This is a genomic window from Capnocytophaga sp. oral taxon 863 str. F0517, from assembly GCF_000466425.1.
GTDB lineage: Bacteria > Bacteroidota > Bacteroidia > Flavobacteriales > Flavobacteriaceae > Capnocytophaga.
Map to the genome: position 1 here is coordinate 169,913 of NZ_KE992117.1, position 24,211 is coordinate 194,123.

The 24,211-nt window shown below is 42.6% G+C and carries 21 protein-coding genes; 16 read left to right on the plus strand and 5 right to left on the minus strand.

Annotation, left to right across the window (positions count from 1 at the left end; genetic code table 11):
- Positions 1–47 precede the first annotated feature (47 nt).
- From lon to HMPREF1551_RS05130, 10 genes are all read left to right on the plus strand, one after another.
- Positions 48–2,525 carry an endopeptidase La gene (lon, locus tag HMPREF1551_RS05085; RefSeq protein WP_021627984.1) on the plus strand — a complete coding sequence of 826 codons (2,478 nt, stop codon included), beginning with the start codon at positions 48–50 and terminating at the stop codon, positions 2,523–2,525.
- 92 nt (positions 2,526–2,617) lie between these two features.
- The gene (locus HMPREF1551_RS05090) at positions 2,618–2,914 is read left to right on the plus strand and encodes a hypothetical protein (protein ID WP_021627985.1); all 297 of its coding nucleotides are present in this window, start codon (positions 2,618–2,620) and stop codon (positions 2,912–2,914) included.
- A 65-nt stretch (positions 2,915–2,979) separates the two neighbouring features.
- Positions 2,980–4,314 (plus strand): signal recognition particle protein, encoded by a 1,335-nt coding sequence (ffh, locus tag HMPREF1551_RS05095; RefSeq protein ID WP_021627986.1) that lies wholly within the window; start codon positions 2,980–2,982, stop codon positions 4,312–4,314.
- Positions 4,315–4,389: 75 nt separating this feature from the next.
- Entirely contained in the window at positions 4,390–4,848 is a 459-nt protein-coding gene (locus HMPREF1551_RS05100) for a DUF2750 domain-containing protein (RefSeq protein ID WP_021627987.1), read from the plus strand.
- A 218-nt stretch (positions 4,849–5,066) separates the two neighbouring features.
- Positions 5,067–5,543: a hypothetical protein gene (locus HMPREF1551_RS05105; protein WP_021627988.1), complete on the plus strand. Its 477-nt coding sequence runs from the start codon at positions 5,067–5,069 to the stop codon at positions 5,541–5,543.
- 23 nt (positions 5,544–5,566) lie between these two features.
- Entirely contained in the window at positions 5,567–7,039 is a 1,473-nt protein-coding gene (rpoN, locus tag HMPREF1551_RS05110) for an RNA polymerase factor sigma-54 (protein WP_034544324.1), read from the plus strand.
- Positions 7,040–7,043: 4 nt separating this feature from the next.
- A complete protein-coding gene (locus HMPREF1551_RS05115) occupies positions 7,044–8,789 on the plus strand; it encodes an ABC transporter ATP-binding protein (protein ID WP_021627990.1) in 1,746 nt (581 codons plus the stop codon).
- 48 nt (positions 8,790–8,837) lie between these two features.
- Positions 8,838–9,386 (plus strand): hypothetical protein, encoded by a 549-nt coding sequence (locus HMPREF1551_RS05120; RefSeq protein WP_034544326.1) that lies wholly within the window; start codon positions 8,838–8,840, stop codon positions 9,384–9,386.
- A gap of 24 nt (positions 9,387–9,410) precedes the next feature.
- Complete coding sequence (locus HMPREF1551_RS05125; RefSeq protein WP_021627992.1) at positions 9,411–9,863, plus strand: hypothetical protein; 453 nt, start codon at positions 9,411–9,413, stop codon at positions 9,861–9,863.
- Positions 9,864–9,966: 103 nt separating this feature from the next.
- Positions 9,967–12,081, plus strand: a complete 2,115-nt coding sequence (locus tag HMPREF1551_RS05130) for a glycoside hydrolase family 97 protein (protein WP_021627993.1) — start codon at positions 9,967–9,969, stop codon at positions 12,079–12,081.
- 78 nt (positions 12,082–12,159) lie between these two features.
- On the opposite strand, the gene HMPREF1551_RS05135 is transcribed toward HMPREF1551_RS05130, so the two are convergent.
- Complete coding sequence (locus HMPREF1551_RS05135; RefSeq protein ID WP_034544327.1) at positions 12,160–12,930, minus strand: MBL fold metallo-hydrolase; 771 nt, start codon at positions 12,928–12,930, stop codon at positions 12,160–12,162.
- Between the two features lie 135 nt (positions 12,931–13,065).
- Between HMPREF1551_RS05135 and rpiB the strand changes: the two genes are divergently transcribed.
- From rpiB to HMPREF1551_RS05165, 6 genes are all read left to right on the plus strand, one after another.
- Positions 13,066–13,488 carry a ribose 5-phosphate isomerase B gene (gene rpiB, locus HMPREF1551_RS05140; protein ID WP_021627995.1) on the plus strand — a complete coding sequence of 141 codons (423 nt, stop codon included), beginning with the start codon at positions 13,066–13,068 and terminating at the stop codon, positions 13,486–13,488.
- Between the two features lie 22 nt (positions 13,489–13,510).
- Entirely contained in the window at positions 13,511–14,530 is a 1,020-nt protein-coding gene (pheS, locus tag HMPREF1551_RS05145; RefSeq protein ID WP_021627996.1) for a phenylalanine--tRNA ligase subunit alpha, read from the plus strand.
- Positions 14,531–14,559: 29 nt separating this feature from the next.
- Complete coding sequence (locus HMPREF1551_RS05150; protein WP_021627997.1) at positions 14,560–15,306, plus strand: YoaK family protein; 747 nt, start codon at positions 14,560–14,562, stop codon at positions 15,304–15,306.
- Positions 15,307–15,386: 80 nt separating this feature from the next.
- Complete coding sequence (locus tag HMPREF1551_RS05155; RefSeq protein WP_021627998.1) at positions 15,387–16,109, plus strand: nucleotide exchange factor GrpE; 723 nt, start codon at positions 15,387–15,389, stop codon at positions 16,107–16,109.
- A 21-nt stretch (positions 16,110–16,130) separates the two neighbouring features.
- Positions 16,131–17,246, plus strand: coding sequence for a molecular chaperone DnaJ (gene dnaJ, locus HMPREF1551_RS05160; RefSeq protein ID WP_021627999.1), 1,116 nt, complete (start codon positions 16,131–16,133; stop codon positions 17,244–17,246).
- A gap of 56 nt (positions 17,247–17,302) precedes the next feature.
- Positions 17,303–19,198 (plus strand): S9 family peptidase, encoded by a 1,896-nt coding sequence (locus HMPREF1551_RS05165; protein ID WP_021628000.1) that lies wholly within the window; start codon positions 17,303–17,305, stop codon positions 19,196–19,198.
- Between the two features lie 81 nt (positions 19,199–19,279).
- On the opposite strand, the gene HMPREF1551_RS05170 is transcribed toward HMPREF1551_RS05165, so the two are convergent.
- From HMPREF1551_RS05170 to HMPREF1551_RS05185, 4 genes are all read right to left on the minus strand, one after another.
- Positions 19,280–19,696, minus strand: a complete 417-nt coding sequence (locus HMPREF1551_RS05170; protein WP_021628001.1) for a CBS domain-containing protein — start codon at positions 19,694–19,696, stop codon at positions 19,280–19,282.
- Between the two features lie 125 nt (positions 19,697–19,821).
- A complete protein-coding gene (locus HMPREF1551_RS05175) occupies positions 19,822–20,487 on the minus strand; it encodes a protein-L-isoaspartate(D-aspartate) O-methyltransferase (RefSeq protein ID WP_021628002.1) in 666 nt (221 codons plus the stop codon).
- A 121-nt stretch (positions 20,488–20,608) separates the two neighbouring features.
- Positions 20,609–23,302, minus strand: a complete 2,694-nt coding sequence (locus tag HMPREF1551_RS05180; protein WP_021628003.1) for an AsmA-like C-terminal region-containing protein — start codon at positions 23,300–23,302, stop codon at positions 20,609–20,611.
- Positions 23,303–23,347: 45 nt separating this feature from the next.
- Complete coding sequence (locus HMPREF1551_RS05185) at positions 23,348–24,103, minus strand: carboxypeptidase-like regulatory domain-containing protein (RefSeq protein ID WP_021628004.1); 756 nt, start codon at positions 24,101–24,103, stop codon at positions 23,348–23,350.
- Positions 24,104–24,211 lie beyond the last annotated feature (108 nt).

The following is a 24,211-nucleotide window of genomic DNA, read 5'->3' on the forward strand; positions in this document are numbered from 1 at the left end:
GAAAATCAAGGAACTGACAAAATTACATACATTAGCGAATATATTTCATGAAAATAGGAAATTTTGACAGTCTGTTAGAAGACCATCTTGAAGATGCAAAAATCATAGCCATTCCTCACCACCAAGAGGAAGAAGACCTAGAGGAGGGGCGCGAGGAGCTCCCCCTTCCGGAGATACTTCCCATACTCCCTTTGAAGAATACAGTACTCTTCCCTGGGGTGATTATGCCTATTTCAGTTAAGCGTGAAGCCTCTTTGGAACTTATCAATGATGCCAAGAAAGACCGCTTGATTGGCGTAGTGAGCCAGCGGAATGATAACGATACCCCCAGCCGGGAAGACTTCTATGATATAGGAGTGGTAGCCCGTATCATCAAGATACTCAAAATTCCTGATGGAAGCATTAGTGTCTTAGTACAAGGAACCCACCGCTTCCAAATCACTGAATTTGTAGAGGAACAGCCTTACTTCAAGGCTAAAGTTACAGAAGCCCCAGAGCTGCTCCCCGACGAGCAAGACGAGGAGTTCACCGCTACTATGGAAGTGGTAAGAGATATTTCCTTAAAATTAGCTAAGGAGACAAACACTGGAGGCTTCGAAGTGCCTTTTGTTCTGCAAAATATTGAGAATGATTTCTTCCTTGTCAATTATGTAGCCTCCACTTCCCCTCTCGCAGTGAATGAAAAACAGGATATCCTAGAGCAAGATAGCCTCATCACTCGTGCTTGGGCTATTATCAAGTACTTTGGCGTAGAACTTCAGAAAGCGACCTTAAGGAAAGAGATACAGAACAAAGTCCATATGGATTTTGACAAGCAACAGAGGGACTATTTCTTACACCAGCAAATACAAACCATCCAAAAGGAACTGGGTAATGAGTCCTTCGAAGCTGATATAGAAAAATTCAAAGAGCAAGCCAAGGGAAAGAAGTGGAATGAAAAAATACAAAAACACTTTGATAAGGAACTGGCTAAGCTCCAAAGGCTTAATCCGCAAATGCCTGATTATGCCATACAGCGCAACTATATAGACCTGCTCTTAGAACTTCCTTGGGAGATATATTCCAAGGATAAGTTTGACCTCAAGCGTGCCCAAAAGATTTTGGACAAAGACCATTATGGACTGGAGGATGTCAAGCGACGTATCATAGAATACTTAGCCGTGCTCAAGTTGCGCAATGATATGAAGTCTCCTATTCTATGCCTCTATGGCCCTCCTGGGGTAGGTAAAACCTCCTTAGGACGCTCCATCGCCAAGGCCTTGGGGCGTGAATACGTTCGTATGGCACTGGGAGGCCTTCGCGATGAGGCAGAAATACGCGGACACCGCAAGACCTACATTGGTGCTATGCCTGGGCGTATCCTACAGCTAATCAAAAAAGCAGGTACTTCCAATCCTGTTTTCGTCTTGGACGAATTGGACAAACTCAGTCAAGGCTACGGAGGAGACCCTTCTTCGGCTATGCTGGAAGTGCTTGACCCCGAGCAGAACAACGAGTTCTATGACAATTTCTTGGAGATAGGCTATGACCTCTCCAAGGTAATGTTCATCGCCACTGCCAATGACTTAAGTACCATACAGCCAGCCCTAAAGGATAGGATGGAAATCATCAATATCTCTGGCTATACCATCGAAGAAAAAGTAGAGATTGCCCGCCACTTCCTCCTTCCTAAGGTACTCAAGGAACATGGTATGGAGGACAAGCAAATCCAATTGGGCAAAAAAGAAATAGAACGTATCATCGAAGGCTATACACGCGAATCGGGCGTTCGTAATTTGGAAAAACAAATTGCTAAAATTGTTCGTTATATAGCTCGTGCCATTGCCATGGAGGAAGAATATAATCCAAAAATCTCTTTGGATGACATCCGAAAGATATTGGGTATTCCCACCGAGCGAGATAAGTATGAGAACAATGAAGTAGCAGGTGTGGTAACCGGACTGGCTTGGACAAGTGTGGGGGGTGATATCCTCTTTATAGAGTCCGCCTTTTCCAAAGGCAGTGGAGGGCTCTCCATCACAGGAAATATAGGTACAGTAATGAAAGAGTCGGCTACCATCGCCTTAGAATATATCAAGGCTCATGCCGAACAATTTGGCTTGGATACTCGTATCTTTGAACAATATAAAATCCATATCCACATTCCCGAAGGTGCCACCCCTAAGGATGGCCCCAGCGCTGGGATTGCCCTGCTCACGTCTCTCTTCTCTTTACTCACCCAAAGAAGAGTAAAGAAAAACTTGGCCATGACCGGAGAGATTACCCTCCGTGGAAAGGTGCTTCCTGTAGGGGGCATCAAGGAAAAGATACTCGCAGCCAAGCGTGCAGGTATCAAGGAGATTATCCTATGCAAAGACAATGAAAAAGACATTGACGAGATCAAGCAGGAATACCTCCAAGGTCTTACCTTCCACTATGTTACCGAAATGGAAGAAGTCCTTAAGCTCGCCGTAACTCAAGAAGTAGTGAAAAATCCCAAACCCTTCACTTTCGAAGAGAAAGCCACAGGGACTAATGGCCACTAATCTTTATAAAGAGACAATTAACAATTGGCCGTTGACAATTAACAATTAAAATTTGTATTTTTGCCCCGTTTAATATTTTAAATATTTAGATTATGGACAAAGAACAGTTCCTAAAGGAAGCACAAGACAAGATCAGTGCCTTGACTGAAAAAATCAGCACCCTTACAGAATCATTAGGTCTTCAAACAGGTGATCTCAAAGAAAAAGCACAGGAAGAGATTAACAAACTCTTGGCTGACAAGTCTTCTCTTACCGAAAAATTAGAAGCCCTCAAGAATCTATCAGGTGACAAATGGGAAGAAGCTAAAGATGCTTTTAACGAAATTTCTTCCGGAAATATCTCTGATGGTATCCAAAAAGGAATTAACTCCTTGAAGAATTTATTCTAATTCAGTAATTAGTGGTTAGTTTTTGACAACTAACCACTAACCGCTAATAACTAACAACTAATAACATGTTTGATAATTTAAGTGATAAGTTAGAGAAGGCCTTACATGTACTCAAAGGACATGGTCAGATTACTGAAATCAATGTGGCTGAAACAGTAAAAGAAGTACGCCGAGCCCTTTTGGATGCGGACGTAAACTATACTATTGCCAAAGACTTCACTGCCAAAGTAAAGACCAAAGCCTTGGGTGCCAATGTACTTACTACCCTACAACCAGGTCAGCTCATGGTCAAGATTGTTCGTGATGAGCTTACCGAACTCATGGGAGGGGATGCCACAGGGATTAATCTCAGTGGGAATCCTTCGGTAATACTTATGTCCGGTCTGCAAGGTTCTGGTAAAACGACCTTCTCCGGAAAATTGGCCAACTTCCTTAAAACTAAGAAGAATAAAAAGCCGCTCTTAGTAGCCTGTGACGTATACCGTCCTGCTGCGATTGACCAGCTACATATTGTAGGAGATCAGATAGGAGTGCCTGTATTTTCTGAAAAAGAAAATAACAATCCTGTGGATATTGCCCAAAAAGGTATTGCTTATGCCAAGGCGAATGGGCTAAATGTAGTGATTATAGATACAGCTGGGCGCTTGGCTGTGGATGAGCAGATGATGGAGGAAATCGCCAATATTCACAAGGCCATTACCCCACAGGAGACCCTCTTTGTCGTGGATGCTATGACCGGACAAGATGCTGTAAATACGGCCAAAGCCTTCAACGATGTACTGAATTTTGATGGGGTAATCCTTACCAAATTGGATGGGGATACCCGTGGGGGGGCTGCCATTTCCATCAAGTCGGTAGTCAATAAGCCTATCAAGTTTGTCGGTACTGGAGAGAAGATGGATGCCATAGATGTCTTCTATCCTGCTCGTATGGCCGACCGTATTTTGGGAATGGGGGACGTGGTTTCCCTCGTGGAACGCGCCCAAGAACAATTCGATGAGGAACAAGCCCGCAAGCTACAGAAAAAAATTGCTAAAAACCAATTTGGCTTTGACGACTTCCTCTCCCAGATACAGCAGATTAAGAAAATGGGAAGCATGAAAGACCTCTTAGGCATGATCCCTGGAGTAGGAAAGGCTGTGAAAGACTTAGATATCAGCGATGATGCTTTCAAATATATCGAAGCTATCATCTATTCTATGACCCCAGCCGAGCGTAGTAACCCCGCTATCATCAATACCTCCCGTAAAAATCGCATTGCCAAGGGAAGCGGTCGCAACATCGCGGAGGTCAATCAACTACTCAAACAGTTCGACCAAATGAGTAAAATGATGAAAATGATGCAAAGCGGTGGAGCCAAACAGATGATGCGCATGATGCAATCCATGCCAAGAATGTAAAATAAAGTTTTTAGTTTTGAATTTTTAAGTATATTCAAGCTCAAAACTAAAAACTCAATACTCAATATTAAAAAAATGCAACAAGAATTATTGGATAGCTACTACCATTTTATCAGGGAAGTAGTCACCACCCAAACTGTTTATTGCCTTAGAGATGTACAAAGCGAATATGTGGCCGCTTGTACCTCCAATGATTTTGTCTCTCAAGACCAAGAGGAAGAAGTAGGTGTTTTTGTCTTCTGGTCAGAAAAAGAAGCCGCCGAGGCTTGCCAAAAAGAAGAATGGGAAGAATACAAAGTCGATGAAATCCCCTTATCTGAGTTCATGGAAGAGTGGTGCTTAGATATGTATCAGGACGATATCGTAGCCGGAATCAACTTTTCTTCTGACTTATATGGCTATGAAGAATCAGCCTTAGAGCTACTCAAAACTCTTATAGACGAAGTAGAAGTGCAAAGAGTATCCCTTTCCTTCAATAGCTTCACCTCTCTTGACGATCTGAAGGAATACGTCAAAGAAAACGAGATTGAATAAACATTTTTTTTCATTCATTTTCAAAACAACTGTCCGTAATTTTTTACGGGCAGTTTCTTATCTTTCTACCTAACAGCTACTTACCAAGACCTCATAGTACTTCCATAATTCTTAAGCTTTAATAACTGATAATTATTAGTTAAAATAGTTTTTTTGATTTGTTTTCCCATTATAAATCATTAACTTAGCGCACTAATAATAACCATCATTCATATTTTATGAAGTTATTCTTTTCCTTAGTGAGTATGCTCCTATGTATAGGAACACTCCATGCACAGAATGCGCAAAGAGCAACAGCCGAAAGGCTTATTGAAGCCATTAGAAATACTCCAGAGGAGGATTTTCCTATCCTATATCCCATGTTAAAGATCACCCAAGTGATTCCTCAAGAACAAGGAGGAATGGAGCGATTAAGGCAGGTTTTTATTTTTATAAAAAGCCAAATACAAGATCAAGGGCCTATCTTATATACTTCTAAAGAAGCCAAAGAACTGATTAATTCAGGACAGACCAAGCAACAAGTTAGCGAAATTCTTACCTCTGATAAGGGAACTGTATTCTATCTCTATTTGCCCTATCATGACAAATTCTTAGTGCGTTCCCCCATAGTGGTTAATAGCAAAAATGAAATTATAGCTATTAATATAGACTATTGCAAAGATAATACCATCTCCTTGTGCTTGCAATATTTGTAATTTCATGGACTTCAAAGCAAATTATGTTAAAACAACAATTACAACTCAAGCTCACCCAAAAGCTTTCTCCACAGCAGATTCAACTAATGAAGTTGGTACAGCTTCCTACGCTCGCCTTCGAACAACGTGTAAAAGAGGAGTTGGAAGAAAACCCCGCCTTGGAGTCCTCTGACTCTCAAGATTGGGAAGAGCAAGACAATACAGAAGATAACTACGATACAGCCCAGGACGAATATGAGGATAACCAAATCATAGAGGCCGATGCGATCAATGTAGATGAATACCTAAGTGATGATGAGATCCCTGACTATCGCCTCTATACCAATAACTATCAAGAAGAGGATGATTTTGGGCTCCCTTATCGCGAAGAGATTTCTTTCCATCAGTATTTGATAGAACAGCTCAACACTTTCCGCTTAGGAGAAAAAGAAAGAGAAATTGCCGAATTTTTGGTCGGTAGTATCAATGATAATGGATATATCCGCCGCAGCATGAGGGACATTGCCGATGACTTGGCCTTTACCCAAAATATATACACCGATGAGAAAGAAGTAGAGCATATCCTCAAGACTGTTATCTTTCAGTTAGAACCTGCTGGAATCGGAGCTCGTGACCTACAGGAAAGCCTTATCATTCAGCTCAAGCACAAACCGCAAACGGCTATCACTGAGCTGGCTATCACTATCCTGACCCAAAATTTCGATATCTTCAGCAAAAAACACTACGACAAACTCACTCAAAAGTATAATATCTCCGAAGAAACCCTCAAAGAGGTTATTCAGGAAGTAGAGAAGCTCAACCCCAAGCCTGGTAGTTCCTATGCCGAAGGAAGTAAATTTACCGAGCAGATAGTTCCCGATTTTACCATTACTATCAATGATGGAGAGCTGGAACTCTCTCTCAATGGGCGTAATGCTCCCGAACTACATGTCTCTCAGGAATATACCGAAATGTTCAAAACCTATCGAGACTCTACAGAAAAAGACAGGCAAAAACAAAAAGAGGCAGTGGAGTTCATCAAACAGAAATTGGACGCTGCCAAGTGGTTCATCGATGCGATCAAGCAACGCCAAAATACCCTCTTTGTCACCATGAACGCTATTATGCTTCATCAAAAAGAATATTTCCTTACCGGAGATGAAGCCAAGATAAAACCTCTTATTCTCAAGGATATAGCCGAGAGTATTGGCATGGATATCTCTACGGTCTCTCGGGTGGCCAATAGCAAGTTTGTCAGTACCCCTTATGGCACCAAACCCGTAAAGGCCTTCTTCTCGGAAGCTATCAAAAATGATGACGGAGAGGATATCTCTACCTATGAGGTTAAGAAAATCCTTCAAACCATCATAGAGGGTGAAGATAAGCGCAAGCCTTATACTGATGATAAGCTCATGGAGCTGCTCAAGGACAAAGGCTATCCCATCGCCCGCCGTACTATTGCCAAGTATCGGGAACAATTGGACATCCCTGTGGCACGCCTAAGAAAAGAATTATAGTAGAATGAAACACTTAACTCACGTAAACAAATATTTTTATAAATACCGCAAACAACTCTTTTGGGGCGTACTCATCACTATCATAGCACGACTTTTTTCCCTTGTCATGCCCAAGGGAGTACAATATGCTATCAAAACCATCGAAAACTATATAGCGCTCCCCGACCCTGAACAATCCTTAGGAAGGGCACTATTACCATGTGCCTTAATCATGATAGGTTCGGCCTTACTCTCTGGCTTTTTTACCTTTTGGATGCGACAACTCATCATCAATGTCTCTCGCTATATAGAGTATGACATGAAGAATGAGATCTATCAGAAATATCAGTCCCTCTCTCAGCGTTTCTATAAGCAAAACCGCACGGGCGACCTTATGAACCGTATCAGTGAAGATGTAGGAAAGGTGCGTATGTACACAGGCCCCGCCCTGATGTATAGTGTACAGACCGCTACGCTCTTTCTCTGTAGTATCCCCTTGATGTTCTACACCTCCCCCACCTTGGCCACTTACGCCCTTTTGCCGCTACCTATATTGGCCTTGCTCATCTATTTTATATCGCGCAAGATCAATAAGAAAACGCTTGAGGTACAGCAATTCCTATCGGAAATATCCTCCTTCTCTCAGGAAATATTCTCAGGTATTCATACCATCAAGGCTTATGCTTTAGAGAAAGAAGCGCAAAGAAATGTAGAAGCACTCAGTGAGGAAGGACGTAAGAAAAATCTTTCTTTGTTGCGTATTCAGGCGTGTTTCTTCCCTATTATGCTACTGCTGATCGGTATTAGTATCATCTTTGTTATCTTTATTGGTGGGCGATTGTATATCAAGGGAGAGATAGACTCCATCGGGGTGATTACCGAATTTAGTATCTACGTTATGATGCTCACCTGGCCTGTGGCTACCGTGGGCTGGGTCAGCAATATTGTACAACAAGCCGAGGCCTCCCAAGGACATATCAACGAATTCCTACACGAAAAACCTGATATTGAAAATACGAACCCCTACCCTACACCTATAGAAGGTGATATTCGTTTTGAAAAGGTTACCTTTACCTATCCTGACACTCAGGTCACCGCCCTTAAGGAGGTCTCCTTCCATATCCCAAAAGGAAAAAATATCGCTATCATAGGACGTACCGGTTCGGGTAAGTCTACCATTCTTGACCTCATTACCCGTATGTACGATGTAGAAAAAGGACAAGTACTTATTGATGGAAAAAATATCAAATCACTCAACCTAAATGACTTACGAAAAGCCATATCGGTGATCCCTCAGGACTCTTTCCTTTTCTCCGATACTATTGAGAACAACATCAAGTTTGGCAAGCCTGAAGCCTCTGACCTGGAAATTATCAATGTAGCCAAGCTCGCTCAAGTACATGACAACATCATGGACTTCAAGGATAAGTATAATACTATGCTGGGAGAGCGCGGCATATCCCTTAGTGGCGGGCAGCGGCAGCGCGTATCTATCGCCAGAGCCTTGCTCAAGCAGGCTCAGATATACCTTTTTGACGACTGCCTATCCGCTGTAGATACCGATACTGAAGAGAAGATCCTACATAACCTTTCTCAAACGGCGCAACACACCACTCGTATTATCGTAAGCCATCGTGTATCCGTAGCCCGAAATGCAGACTATATTCTATTTTTAGACCAAGGTCGCCTCATAGCTGAGGGTACCCATACCGACCTATATAACCAAAACGAAGCTTATCGTAACTATTATGATACCCAGATAATTAAGTAAAAACAAAGTATAGTAAAAACAAATCGTAGAATTCAAAACTAATAAATGATGTTCAAATACTCTTTTACCCTTCTAATAGCCCTTCTTAGCCTTGTGTCTTGCTCCGATGGAAAACTATCCCCCTCTCAAGCTCATGACTTGGTAGAGGCTGCCTTGCAGGATTCTCCTATGTATGAGACCGCTCACTTTACTTTGGGTGAGGTAAAATATCGTACCAAAAAAGATGGAGATAAAATAAAACAAATTAAGCAGCTCGAAAGCGATAATTATCTCTCTGTAGAAGAACTGAAAGTAAAGAAAAAATGGCTTTCCAACGATAGTGTATGGGTGGTCAATATCAAATGTACCGAAAAGGCGCTCCCTTACGTCACTGAATTAAAGGAAACACGTGCCAAGGTAAAGACCCTCGAGTATGTACTTTCTAATGAGGTTACTGTAGAACAAAAAAATGAAAAAAATGCCACTATCACCGCTACCTTTCAGAAAAAGGAAACTCCCTTTAGCTTCCTAAACAAAAAGGCTGGCGGACAGGACTTTATCCAAAAGAAGTACAAAGCCAAATACCGAGAAAAAGAAGGCTGGATACTCTCTAAATAAAGTAAAACCTATCACCTAAGACCAATGAAAAAAAGTACCTCCCTATTACTCTTTCAAGCCCTCCTTGCTGTAGTTTCAGGAATCCTCATTACCCAAATGTCTTTCCTCGGGCGTGTAGGTATCCATACTATGTATAGGCAATTCCTAATCTTTCGCTCATGGTGGAAGACTGCCTTGCTGCTTTTCTTCGTACAATGCCTTATCATAGGACTACTTTGGACTATCCAAAAAATGACAACCCTTTCTATAGCCAAAAAAGCAGCATGGGTACTCCTTATAATAGGTATAATAGGCTTTGGAGCCACCTATTGGGACTTCTCCACTACCATGCACAAAGTGATGAAGGCCAAGTTCCACTTCGGCTTTTACCTCTTTTGGATCGGTTGGTGGGTAAGTTGCTTGTATTTTATCTCCATTAAGAATGAAGACAAAATAGCAACTTATAAAGAATTAGAAGAGAAGAATGATTACTCATAAACTCAGCATTTAAAACTCAGAGCTCAAAAAGTTTTGAGTTTTTCCTTTTTTATGTCCTATTTTTTTCGTATCTTGCACCACAATAATCAAACATAATTATCTGATGAAACCATTAATCATAGCCCTATCCATGGCTATTTTCCCCAGTATTTTCACTCCTGTTAGGGCGCAGGAACAGACCTCTCCAGATGGGAAAATAAGCCTCTCCTTCTCCCTTACCAAAGAGGGGACTCCTTCCTATAAGGTAAGCTACCAGAACAAACCAGTAATCAAGGAAAGTACCTTAGGCTTCTTGCTCAAGAAAGCAGAACCCCTTACCAAGCAATTCAAGGTAATTGATACTAAAAAATCTACCTTAAAGGAAACTTGGCAACCTGTATGGGGAGAAGAAAATGAAATTCTCAACCACTACAATGAACTTTTTGTCGCTTTGGAACAGACCTCTACCCATAGAAAGATGAACCTTCGCTTCAGGGTGTATAACGAAGGGGTTGGCTTCCGCTATGAGTTCCCAGAGCAAAAAGAACTTACTTACTTTGTAATAGAAGAAGAATTGAGCCAATTCGCTATGGCTGGAGACCATACCGCTTGGTGGATTCCAGGAGATTACGATACTCAAGAATATGACTACACCGAGTGTAAGCTCTCCCAAATCCGCGCACTCATGCCAAAGGCTGTGATTAAAAATGTATGCCAAACGCCTTTCTCTCCTACAGGAGTACAGACTTCACTGATGATGAAAAGTCAAGATGGCTTATACATCAACCTACATGAGGCTGCCCTTGTCAACTACGCTTGTATGCACCTTAACTTAGACGACAAGACTCTTATCTTCCAATCACACCTCACCCCCGATGCCAAAGGCGATAAGGGACATATATACTCCCCATGCCATACTCCTTGGCGTACTATTATGGTCAGCGACGATGCCCGTAATATCTTAGCTTCCCGCCTGGTCCTCAACCTCAATGAGCCTTGTGCCTTCTCCGATACCTCTTGGATAAAACCTGTAAAATACATAGGGGTATGGTGGGAAATGATTACTGGAAAGTCCTCTTGGGCTTATACCAACGATCTTCCTACCGTAGATCTTGATAAGGTGGACTACTCCAAAACACGCCCCAATGGTACCCATGCCGCTAACAACCAAAAAGTTCGCCGTTACATCGACTTCGCTGCTCAGCATGGTTTTGACCAAGTCCTCGTAGAAGGTTGGAATATCGGCTGGGAAGACTGGTTCGACAATTCCAAAGATTATGTCTTTGACTTTGTAACCCCCTATCCCGATTTTGACCTCAAGGGTCTCAATGACTATGCTCACCAAAAAGGGATAAAACTGATGATGCATCACGAAACTTCTGCCTCTTTGCGCAACTACGAACGCCATATGGAAAAGGCTTACCAGCTGATGAATGACTATGGTTATAACTCTGTAAAAAGTGGTTATGTAGGGAGCATCATCCCTCGTGGCGAACATCACTATGGCCAATGGGCTGTGAACCATTACCTCTATGCACTTAAGCAAGCTGCCAAACACAAGATCATGGTCAATGGACATGAGGCCGTACGCCCTACCGGACTATGCCGAACCTATCCGAACCTTATCGGTAATGAATCGGCTCGTGGTACCGAATACGAAGCTCTTGAGACTGTGAAACCCTTCAACACGACTATCTTACCTTTCACCCGTTTACAAGGAGGGCCCATGGACTATACACCTGGTATCTTCGAAACGAATATGGTAAATATCAATCCTGAGAACCATCACAAGCTAAGCAGTACCATTGCTAAGCAATTAGGCCTGTATGTAACCATGTATAGTCCTCTACAAATGGCCGCTGACCTTCCTGAAAACTATGAAAAATTCTTAGACGCTTTCGATTTTATCAAAAAAGTACCTGTAGACTGGCAAAAAAGTGTATATTTAGAAGCAGAACCCGGACAGTATATCACTATTGCTCGTAAGGACAAGCATAGTGATAACTGGTATATAGGTAATACAAGCAACGAAAACGGACATACTTCCGTGCTTTCTCTTGATTTCTTAGACAAAGGAAAAGATTACGAGGCTACCATCTATGCTGATGCGCCTAATGCAGACTATCAGTCCAACGCCCAAGCCTATACTATTAAGAAGCAAAAGGTAAATGCCAAAACCAAACTTACCCTAAAGGCTGCTCGTGGAGGTGGATATGCCATTGAGATAAAAAGAAAATAAGAATGATTGATTGTTAATTTTTTAAACGAATTAATGCTCTTTCCTTTATATTAGAGAAAGAGCATTAATTATTTGTAACTAATCTTTTACCACTATCGTAAGGTTATCATAGGCTAAAAACACATGTGGGGGAAGTTCTTTTTGGACTTTAGCATGAAGCCCCATTGTCTGACTTATATGAGTGAAGAAAGTCTGCCGTGGTTTTACTTCCTTGACGATGGCTAAGGCTTCTTCTATATTCAAGTGAGTGGGGTGTGGTGCCTTACGCAAGGCATTGAGCACCAAGGTATCTACCTTATGGAGCTTGGAGAGTTCTGTATCGGTGATGTACTTGGCATCGGTGATATAGGCTAAGTTCCCAATCCGATAGCCCAAGATAGGTAACGTGCCATGCTCCACCGCTATGGGAACTACCTCCTTCCCAAAAAGAGTAAAAGGAGTATGAGCCTCTACCTCTGTCGCCATCACCGAGGGGGCACCTGCATAGCGATTTTCAGTGGCAAAAATATAGGCAAAGCGTATGCGTAGCTGCGCTATAACCCTGGGCAATCCATAGATAGGCATATCCCCTTGCTTGAGTACGAAAGGACGGATATCATCCATGCCTGCCGTATGGTCAGCATGCTCATGGGTGAAGAGAATAGCCTCCAAGTGCTGTACCCTATGGCGAAGCATCTGTTGGCGAAAATCGGGCGAACAGTCGATATTTACATTCACTCCTCCCCATGAGAGCAAGGCCGAAGTTCGCAATCGCTTATCTCGCTTGTCCCGACTGCGTGCCACAGGTGTATCCATCCCTATCACAGGCACCCCTTGAGAGGTACCTGTCCCTAAAAAGGTGAGTTTCATGAGCCTTATTTTTAATGAATTAGCTTTTCCTCTTAGGAAAAAATTATACTTGTGCAAAAATACAATTTTTTCTTGACAATAGCTTTTAAAACTACTAAAAAAAATGTACCTTTGCACCTTAAAAAACACTAACTGATGAAAATTGCGATTGGAAACGACCACGCTGGTACTGAATACAAAAAAGTAATTATGCAGTACTTGCTATCTGAGAATTATCAGGTTACCAATGTAGGTACGGATACTCCTGAAAGTGTGGATTATCCAGATTTTGCACATCCTATAGGAGAGATGATTGACAAGGGAGAAGCTGACTGGGGAATCGTCATCTGTGGGAGCGGTAACGGAGTGGCTATGACTGTGAACAAACATGCCAAAGTGCGCTGTGCCCTATGCTGGAATAAAGAGATTGCAGCCCTGGCTCGCGAGCATAACAATGCCAACATACTGGCCATCCCTGCACGCTTTACCGCAGTAGAACAAGCCCTTGAAATGGTCAAGACCTTCCTCGCCACCCCTTTTGAGGGAGGACGACATGCCCGACGTGTAGAAAAAATTTAACCACAATAATATTGTTATCCTTATGATCGATAAAATCAAAGCTCATATCGCCAAAGTAGAGGCTTTTGCTACTGAAAAAAAAGAAGAATTAGAACAATTCCGCTTGGAGTATCTCGGGAAAAAGGGATTGCTCAATGACCTTTTTGCCAAATTCAAGGAAGTTCCCAAGGAAGAAAAGAAAGATTTTGGCCAAATAATCAATGAACTTAAAAACAAGGCGGAAGCTAAGATCAACGAGCTCAAAGAAAAACTCAATAGCCAAGCTGCTGCTACCCCCACTTATAATGACCTAACTCGTCCTGCCTTTCCTATCGAAATCGGCAGCCGACACCCTGTGTCCCTTATCAAGAATAAAATCATTGAAATTTTTGCCAATATTGGTTTTAGCATCGCCGAAGGGCCTGAAATAGAAGATGATTGGCACAACTTCACTGCACTGAACCTCCCTGAATATCACCCTGCGAGGGATATGCAGGATACTTTCTTTATCCAAACCAATCCCGACATCCTCCTTCACACCCATACCAGCTCGGTAGAGGCGCGCTATATGGAACAAAACCAACCCCCTATCCGTATCATAGCCCCAGGGCGTGTATATCGCAATGAGGATATATCAGCGCGCTCTCACTGTTTATTCCACCAAATAGAAGGCTTGTATATTGATACAAATGTGTCTTTTGCCGACCTCAAGCAAACGCTCTTATATTTTACCAAAGAGATGTTTGGCAAATCCAAAATACGCCTCCGCCCCTCTTACTTCCCTTTCACTGAACCCAGTGCCGAAATGGATATCTATTGGGGATTGAACAACGAAATTGACTACCGTATCACCAAGGGAACCGGATGGCTCGAAATCATGGGATGTGGTATGACCGACCCCAATGTACTGAAAAATTGTAATATAGACCCTGAGAAATATTCCGGTTTCGCCTTCGGTATAGGCTTGGAGCGTGTGGCTATGCTCCTCTATCAGATAGGTGATATCCGCGCTTTCTACGAAAATGATGTGCGATTCTTAGAGCAATTCAAAAGCTCTATATAAGCCCTTTACCCTGTGAAAAACAAACCATCATGTTCAGACATCAAGGAAAAAAGCGTTCTGCCAAGAATAACCTACAAATAGCGGTCGTACTCTCCTTCGTGGCGGGTATGGTCAATGTAGTGGGATTTCTTTTCCTAAGCAGGCTCACGACCAATGTCACCGGGCACTTCGCTTTTTTTATCCATGATATGTCCATCGCTGAGTTTTGGAAGGGTACCATCTATCTATGCTATATCATTTCTTTTCTTTGCGGTTCTTTTACCTCCGGATGGCTAATTGAGGATGCCAACTACCACAAAAGGCAAAATAAGTATTTCAGACCTACCCTTTTGGAATGTTTGACCCTGGGGGTAGTAATCCTATGCAATAGCCTATGGGAGCAATTCCCTCATGAACTCACTACCTTCATGCTCCTCTATGCCATGGGCTTACAGAACTCTTTTGTGACCAAAATCTCCAACGCTACCGTCCGTACCACCCACCTCACTGGGCTATTTACGGACTTAGGGATTGAGCTCTCTCAGCTGTTCTATATCCGTCGGAACAATTATCTACAACAGGAGAAGAACATAAAAAATAGTATCAGGCTAAGACTTTTTATTGTCGTTTTTTTCTTCCTTGGTGGCTTCTTTGCAGGCTTTTCTTATGTAGAATTAGCCTTGGGTATCAAGACACTTTTCTTTGCCATTGCCATCCTATTGGCTGGCTTGTATTATGATGATGTGCGATTCAGATACCTCACCGAAAAACGAAAACACCGACACCATCACCATTAGTATATGCCATTTTGTCACTTTTTAATCTTTGGCAATACTTTTGCTAACAATAGAAATTAGTAATACAAAATAATACACCCATGAATACAGGACACACTCACAACGAAGGCGATCTCTACGCAGATGACATTCATGACGCCGAATTCCAAGATGCGGAAATCATAGATGAGGAAATACACGAACATGCCCCTACTGCTCCACAGCAGGAAACTGCTGCGGTACAGGAGGAGCCACAAGTGGTAGAACCTCAAGCTCAAGAAAATATAGATATTCAGTTCAACGATAACCCTGCCGAATTTGCCCAACGACAAGCCCAAGCCGAAAGACAAGCCAGCGATGCCGAACAGGCCGATGAGGCTATCTCTATCCTCGAGGGGGAACTCCACAAAGAAAAGGACAAATACATGCGTCTGTTTGCTGAATTTGAAAACTACAAACGACGTACTGCCAAAGAAAGACAGGACTTACTCAAATCTGCCGGACAAGATGTCATAAAGGCCATGCTCCCTGTCTTGGACGATTTCGATCGTGCCTTAGTGGAGATATCCAAATCCGAAGACGAAAATCTCCTCCGCGGGGTTGAGCTCATACATAGCAAATTCTTCAATACCCTCAAGTCAAAGGGATTGGAAGAAATACCTGTGGCCGCCTCCGATGCTTTCGATAGTGATATCCATGAGGCACTCACTCAAACTACTGCCCCTACCCCCGAACTAAAAGGAAAGATAATTGACGTAATAGAAAAAGGATACCGTTTGGGAGAAAAAATTATCCGATACCCTAAAGTGGTCGTTGGACAATAAGGCTTCTTAGTAATTCAATAAATGAAAAAAGATTATTATGAAATTTTAGGCGTTAGCAAAAATGCTACTGCCGCTGAAATAAAAAAAGCATACCGAAAAAAAGCATTAGAATACCATCCCGATAAAAACCCCGGAGATAAGGAGGCTGAAGAGAAATTCAAAGAGGCGGCTCAGGCTTATGAAGTCCTGGGTGACGAACAAAAACGCGCACAATATGACCAATACGGACACGCTGCCTTCGAAGGTGGTGGTGGAGGTTTTAGCTCCATGGAAGATATCTTCCGTAATTTTGGTGATATATTTGGCGGACACTTTAGTGGCTTCGGCGGATTTGGAGGCTTCGGCGGAGGCAACTCTCGTTCCTACAGAATTAAAGGAGGAGACTTGCGCATCCGTGTAAAACTTACCTTGGCCGACATCGTTTCTGGTACTGAGAAAAAAGTAAAGGTTCTCCGCAAGGTCAAGGCCGAAGGAGCTACCTACAAGACTTGTAGTACTTGCCATGGAAATGGTAGTATCGTACGGGAAGTCAATACCATGCTTGGTCGTATGCAGTCCTCTACCCCCTGCCATACTTGTGGGGGAAGTGGAGAGGTTATTGACAAAAAACCTGAAGGTGCCGACTCTCAAGGGCTTAAAACTATTGAGGAAACCGTTTCTATCAAAATCCCTGCCGGAGTAGTAGAAGGTATGCAGATGAAGGTGCCTAACAAAGGAAATGAAGCACCTGGTAACAATAGTATCCCTGGTGACTTATTGGTACTTATCGAGGAAGTAGAACACGAAACGCTCAAGCGTGAAGGAGAAAACCTCCATTTAGACCTCTACATAAGTATGCCTGAAGCTATTTTAGGTACCTCTAAGGATATAGAAACGGCTAATGGTAAGGTACGCATCAAGCTCGAAGAGGGAATCCAATCCGGAAAAATCCTACGTCTCAAAGGAAAGGGACTACCCAGCCTCAACGGATATGGAACAGGAGACTTGCTTGTACATGTGAATGTATGGACTCCTAAGACTTTGACCAAAGAACAGAAAAACTTCTTCCAAAAAATGTTGGACGATGATAACTTCACGCCTCAGCCTGATAAATCGGAAAAAAGTTTCTTCGAGAAGGTCAAAGATATGTTTTCCTGACTGACAAATTGGTTTTTCTCTAAGTTCATTAAGAAAAATTTCTAATTCTATATAACATGAGAAAAATTTTACTAATCCTTGTACTGATCATGACCTATAGTACACAAGCACAACAGCCCCTGACCCCCGAGAAGCTTTGGGAACTACACCGTGTAAGCGGTATTGGCCTTACGCCTGACAAAAAACAGGTATTACTAAGTGTAACCACTCCCAATATCGCTGAGAACTCTTTCAAAAAAGAGTATTATAAGCTGGATGTAAAGGGAGGAAAGCTAATCCCTATCACCAAAGAACAGTTGGACAACCTTACTGTAAAATATAATACCGACAAGACCCTCAAGCTCATTCACAAGGAAGTTAAGCTAACTCCTGTCTTGGGTAAGGATTTCTACAAAGAATTGGACAAATCCACTGGAAAAGTATATGAGGGGTTAGACCATCGCCATTGGGATAAGTGGAACGAAGGAACTTACAACCATGTCTTTATCGAAAATATAGCCACTGGTACACAAACAGACCTCTTGCAGGGACTCCCCTACTATTGTCCTCAGGAACCCTCCGGTGGTGATGAAGACTATGTTTGGAGTAATGATGGCAAGAAAGTACTCTATGTAACCAAAGCCAAAGTAGGTACCGACTATGTGGTAAGTACCAATACGGACATCTATCAGTATGATATCGAGACCAAGACGACCACCAATCTTACCGAAGGTATGATGGGCTACGATACCCATCCTTCTTTCAGCAAGGAGGGAGTATTGGCATGGTTAAGTATGAAAGAGGATGGCAATGAGGCAGATAAGAATGACCTATATATCCTCCACGAAGGTAATAGAATCAATCTTACAGCTGGGTGGGATAATACCGTCTTTAGCTATATTTGGAGCAATGATGGAAAGAAAATCTATTTTACTGCCGCAACTGGGGGTACCCAACAGCTCTTTGAAATAGAGCCTTTTGCTAAAAATCCTACCCCTAAGCAGCTCACCCGAGGCGTATTTGATATAAGCAGTATCATAGGCCAATCCGCAGACCTCTTAGTGGTTTCTCGAAATGATATGAATAGGGCTGCTGAAATATATACCGTTAGTCTTAAAGGTAAAGCGGATGTAAAACAGCTCTCTCATGTCAATGATGAGCTCTATAAGAATATCGCCCGATGTCCTGTAAAAGAGCGTATTATAAAAACCACTGACGGCAAGGATATGTTCGCTTGGGTGATCTATCCTCCTGGATTCAGTCCTAAGAAGAAATACCCTACCCTACTCTATTGTGAGGGAGGACCACAGTCTGCCCTCACACAGTTCTATAGCTTCCGCTGGAATCTCCAGCTGATGGCCTCTCAGGGCTATATCGTCATCGCTCCCAATCGCCGTGGAATGCCCGGACATGGAGTGGCTTGGAATGCCCAAATCAGCGGTGATTGGGGTGGCCAGGTGATGCAAGACTACTTAGCGGCTATCGACGATATTTCGAAAGAACCTTATGTGGATACTTCCCGATTGGGAGCCGTTGGGGCTAGCTATGGAGGGTATTCTGTATATTACTTAGCGGGTATCCATAACAAGCGTTTCAAGACCTTTATTGCCCATTGTGGTGTATTCAATACCAAAAGTATGTATGGTACCACCGAAGAGATTTTCTTCAACCATCATGAGTTCGGCGGGCACTACTGGGAAAAAGACAATGCTACAGCTCAAAAGGCAGTTACCGAATTCAACCCTATAGAGAAAGTAGGGGCTTGGGATACCCCTATTCTCATCATCCACGGAGGCAAGGACTACCGCGTTCCTGAAGAACAAGGCTTCCAAGCTTTTACCGCTGCCCAGCTTAGAGGCATCAAGAGCAAACTCCTCTACTTCCCTGATGAAAATCACTGGGTGTTACAGCCACAGAACGCACTCCTTTGGCAACGTACCTTCTTTGGTTGGCTCAAGGAAACCCTCAAGTAATAAGTTTGTAGTTTGCATAGTGTTTAATAAAAGAAGCCAAAATCCTCGGATTTTGGCTTCTTTTTTCCTTTTAAAACAGCACTAATACTGCTCAAGCAGATACTTAATAAGGTCGGTAGTGGTAAGCATACCTACCAAATTTCCATTCTCTGTAACAGGTAAGGCGTGGAAAGTTTGCTTTGCAAGTATCTCCGCTGCTTCCTTGATAGTCGTATCCGGAGAGATAGAAAGCGGAACCTTGGCCATTACTTGTGGAATGGTGAACATATCATACACCACACTATCCACATGTTTTTCGTCATCGGAGAGGTCAGCAAAACTGATACGCAACAAGTCTGTAAGGCTCAATACACCTACTAATTTGTGCCCTTCCACTACAGGAATATGACGAATATGGTGCTTTTTGAACAATGCCTCTGCTTCATACAAAGTATTAGTAGGGTCTATCGTTACGATGTCCTTGGACATAATTTGGGAAACGGGAACTCTCTGTTTCATATCTTTATTATTTTATGTGTTTCTTTTTTGCACTACAAAGTTAATAAAAATATTTGAAATATTACTGAAAATTCCATTTTTATTTTCCGTTTTTTTTTCGTATATTTGCGTTTTATGGGGTATCCCTAACTCCTGATTTTTCCTTGTACATTCTCCAGCATAGGCACAAAACCGAAGGTGCCATATTCCTCCTTATGGAACTCATAAGGAGAAAGTCGGGTGAAGATGGTCATAATCTGCTGGCCTCGCCCTATGGGTATCACCAATCGCCCTCCTACCTTGAGCTGTGAGAGCAGTTCCGAAGGCACCTCAGGGGCGCCTGCCGTTACCAAAATACGATCATAAGGAGCTTGTTCTGCATAGCCCTTATAGCCATCTCCAAAAATCATTTTCTTGGGGGTATAACCCATTCGCTCCAATAGAAGCTTGGTCTTTTTAAATAGCTCTTGTTGCCTTTCTATGGTGTAGAGTTCTACTTTCAAAAAGACTAATACGGCCGATTGGTAACCGCTTCCGGTACCTATCTCAAGGACTTTCTGCCCTGGTGCTACTTGTAGCAATTCTGTCTGAAATGCTACCGTATGAGGGCGAGAAATCGTCTGATCCGCACCAATAGGAAAGGCTATATCCTGATAGGCTTTTTCTTCAAAAATACTATCTAAAAACAAATGTCGGGGAATAGCTCTAATGGCTTGCAATACTTTCTCATCGGAAATAGGATAATCTTTACGCTCCATAAGCTGTCTTGCCAAAAGATTCCGCATCCCCTGATGTCTGGCTGTATCCTTCATTTCTAATGATTAATGCCAATAATGATGAATGATTAATGCCAATAATGATCAATGATTAATAGCCATTAAATCACTGACTATTAATCATTAATCATTGAACATTAATCATTAATTATTAATATTATTCTTTCTTTTTAAACAGTCCATCCAAGAGGTTGTTCACCGCTTTTTTGGCTTGGTCTTTAGGGGTTTGTTGTTGGGTCTTGGTGGAGTCCGCAGGGGTGGTCTTGCCTCCGCCTATGAGTTTGCCTAAGGCATCGGTGGCTTTGTTCATAGCCTCTCCGCCTATTTTTTCAGTAATCTTATTCGTTACCTCATTGGTTACTTTGTCCATCACCTTATCTGTAAGCTGGTTGGCCTGTGCTTTGGCTATTTGAAGCCCCAGATTGGCTACCACTTGCTTCATATCGGTGGATACTTGGGGCTTAGCAAAGTTACCTCCCATATTCACATTCACCGGAATATCGCCCAACTTCTGTTGTTCGGTAGCGGTAAGCTTCGCCAGCAGTGCCGAAGCATCGGAGCCAAGCATCTTAGCCGGCACATTGAAGGTGAGCTTGTAGTCCATCGTTTGGTCAAAGCCGTGGGTTCCTGCTACATTGATGGTACTATTGTTCCACTTAATGGTAAAAGGCTTTACAATCACACGGCCATTCTCAAAGGTTACATTAGCCTTGAGGTCTTTGAGATTCATCTTGGAAAGGTTCAGCTGGGTAAACTGTGAATCTAAGGCAGACACCAAAGGAGAACTACTCTTCACATGTCCATCCAATATAGAGGCCGAAAGGCTACCAGAGAGTGAGTTCATATCAGGCGTAAGCTCTGGAGTGAGCTTTCCTGTTACGGAAATCTTAGAGCTAAAGAATCCTTCCACGGCCTTGGCTATAGGCATGATATGCTTGAGCATCTCTATCTGAGTGAATGATTCTACGATATTGAGCTTGCTCATATCCAAATCCACTGCGAAGGTCGAGGTTTCTCCTTTGGTAGAGACATCCCCTGTGATAGCGGTCTTTCCTCCGAAAATATCGGTTTGTAGGTTCTGTAGGCTTACTTTTTCATCTTTGATAATGAGCTTACCCGATACATTGTTGAGTGACAATTTGTCATAGACTACCGTTTTCGCCTTGGCATCGAGGGTACAATCCAAGAAAGCAGGAATTTTGATAGATGTACTGGCTGTATTCGCCGTAGTAGCAGGCTTGCTCTCAGCGGGTTTTTGTTCCTCTTGCTTAGGGGTTTGCGCTGGTGTATCTGTTTGCATGAAGTCTGCTACCTCTATGTGATTGGAAGCCAAGGAGAAATACCCCTTGAGTACCTCATTGCGAAGGGCAAAACCGTAGAAGTTCTGAAGGTCTCCCTTGATTTGGAAATCTGTTTTCCCGGTCTTAGCATCCAATTCGGTTAGCTCTATCTTAGCGTTATTGAAGGAAAGTCCTGCCTTATTGATATGGAAAGGCTGTAGGAAGCCTGCTCCTGAATAGACAAACTGTTCCAAAGAGGCATGTCCAGAGTTGCGAATACGCTCATAGGCTTGTTTCTCTACAGATTCCATATCCAAAGAAGTGCTTACATCAGCCTTGAGAATCCCCTTGAGGTCTAAATCCAAGTCTACAGGATAGGCTTTTTGGATATTCGCCAAATTGATAGTTCCCTTAAGGTCGGCATCTACGAGCATATTGCCGGTAAGGTTTCTTAGAAGGGCTTTGGCTGAGAAAGCATCCTGATCTATCGTAAAGGCAAATCGATTGATGTTCACATAGGTATCTTCCAATTTCTCTGTATCGTTACCTATCTTGATATCTATATTGATATTCTTAACCGACTTAGGCAAGGAAGGATACTTGAAGGAAGCATCTTGGGAGAGCATCCGTATATCCAACTTTGGAATGGTAGTAGGAGTGTATTTGCCGGCTACCTTTCCGTTGATGGTGAACTCCCCTGTCGTCTGTACCCCCTCTATACTCTTGGTATAGGCCGCAGGAACAAGATCCAAACAGTTCTTAAAGGTGGTCTTAGGGGTCTTAAAGCTAAGATCATAGAGCTGTCCATCGTCCAAGAGTTGTACAAATCCGTTAAAATTAAGCTCTAAGTTATTCAATTTCAGCGTGTTGTCCTTTAGGGTATATTTTTGCTGATTAAGGTCTATCCCTAAGATAGCATCAAGGGTCACCACATTGTTGCGCAAGAAGGCCGTACCATCAGAAGCAAAAGACAATTTAAGCGAAGTAGTTGTCTCTAAGTCAAGCACTTGGTTGGCAAAGTTCCCTTTTCCTTTGTGGTAGAGACTGTCCACTATTACACTCATCTTGGAGCTGTCGTCCTTGAAGGTAAAGCGCAGGTTCTCAATGCTATATTCATTCAGGTCAAGAGACACATTACTGGGTTCCTCTTCTGGAGTCTCCGAAGTACTTTTAGCAATGTCGAAGTTGCCCTTTCCTGCCTCATTCATACGGATATTCACCACCGCATCGGCTATGGAAAAGCCCAAGAGCTTATAAGGCTCATTGTCTTTCTTAAAGAGAATATCCTTGAGATTCACCTTTGCGGAAAAATTACCCACATAAGCCAAGGTATCTCCCTCGAATGGTGCGTTGTTGATCACCTTCAGTCCGCCCACTTCTACCGTCGCATCGGGGAAGTTCTTGAACAAACTCAGAGAGAAGTCTGTAAAACTGATTTGTGCATCTACACTTTCGTTTACTTTCTCCATGATTTTCTCCTTTATGGTATTCTTAAAGAGAAAAGGAATGGAAACAAGCAGCAGTATCAAGACCACAAAAATAATTCCAATAATTTTAAAAAACTTTTTCATCTATATAAGGTTATAGGGGTTTAGGGATTAGTCACTAGTAATTTGTCACTTATTAAGGAGTTTGTATTCCTCATAGCATTGGGTAAGGGCGTCCAAGAACTGTAGGTCATTGGAGTTTTTGATAAAGTCCTTCGAATAGTTACAATGGCGAAGCAAGTCCTCCAATTTGTCCTTGTCTATCCCTAAGATCTCACAGAGGGACTCTCGGTCATATTTGCCATTGAGCATGGTGCGAATCTCATCGTTTTGCTTCATCTTCTTAAGTTTCCTAAGGTCTTTCTCGCGGCCACTGAAGAGCTTATAGATAGTGCCCACCGGATTACCTATAGCACCCAACACTTTTCCGGCTGTAGAAGGGGAACCGGTACGTGGCTCATAGCCCAAGTCCAAACCAGAGATGCTGTATTGCTTATTGGTATTGATAGGCATATACTTGGCATCTATATCCAAATAACCCGTCAGGCGATAGGGGGAGATAACCACCTCCTCCAAGGCATAGGCCAATTCCGTCAGCCCAATTCGTGTCCCTGGAAAGCGAATCATATCCTGAGTAACCCTCACCTTTATAGACTTAAAACCCAGATAAGAAAAGTGTAAGGTATCATTCACCGCTGCCCGAATAGCAAAATCTCCTTTGGCATTGGTGATAGCTCCTTTTACTTGATTGATATTCAATATGTTTACATTATCCAAAGGCAAATTGGTCTTGGTATTGAAGACATTACCCCGCATGAGAGTCTCCTCCTGCGCCCAAGTGGCAAAGGACAAGAATAGTAGAAAAAAAAGAAAACTGTTTCTCATAAAACACTTGTTTTCAGTAAATTAAAAATATAACTACTCAACTTCAAAATCAGCCCCAAATATAAGAAAAAAAATAACAATTGTCAATAATTTCTCACTAGTCACTTG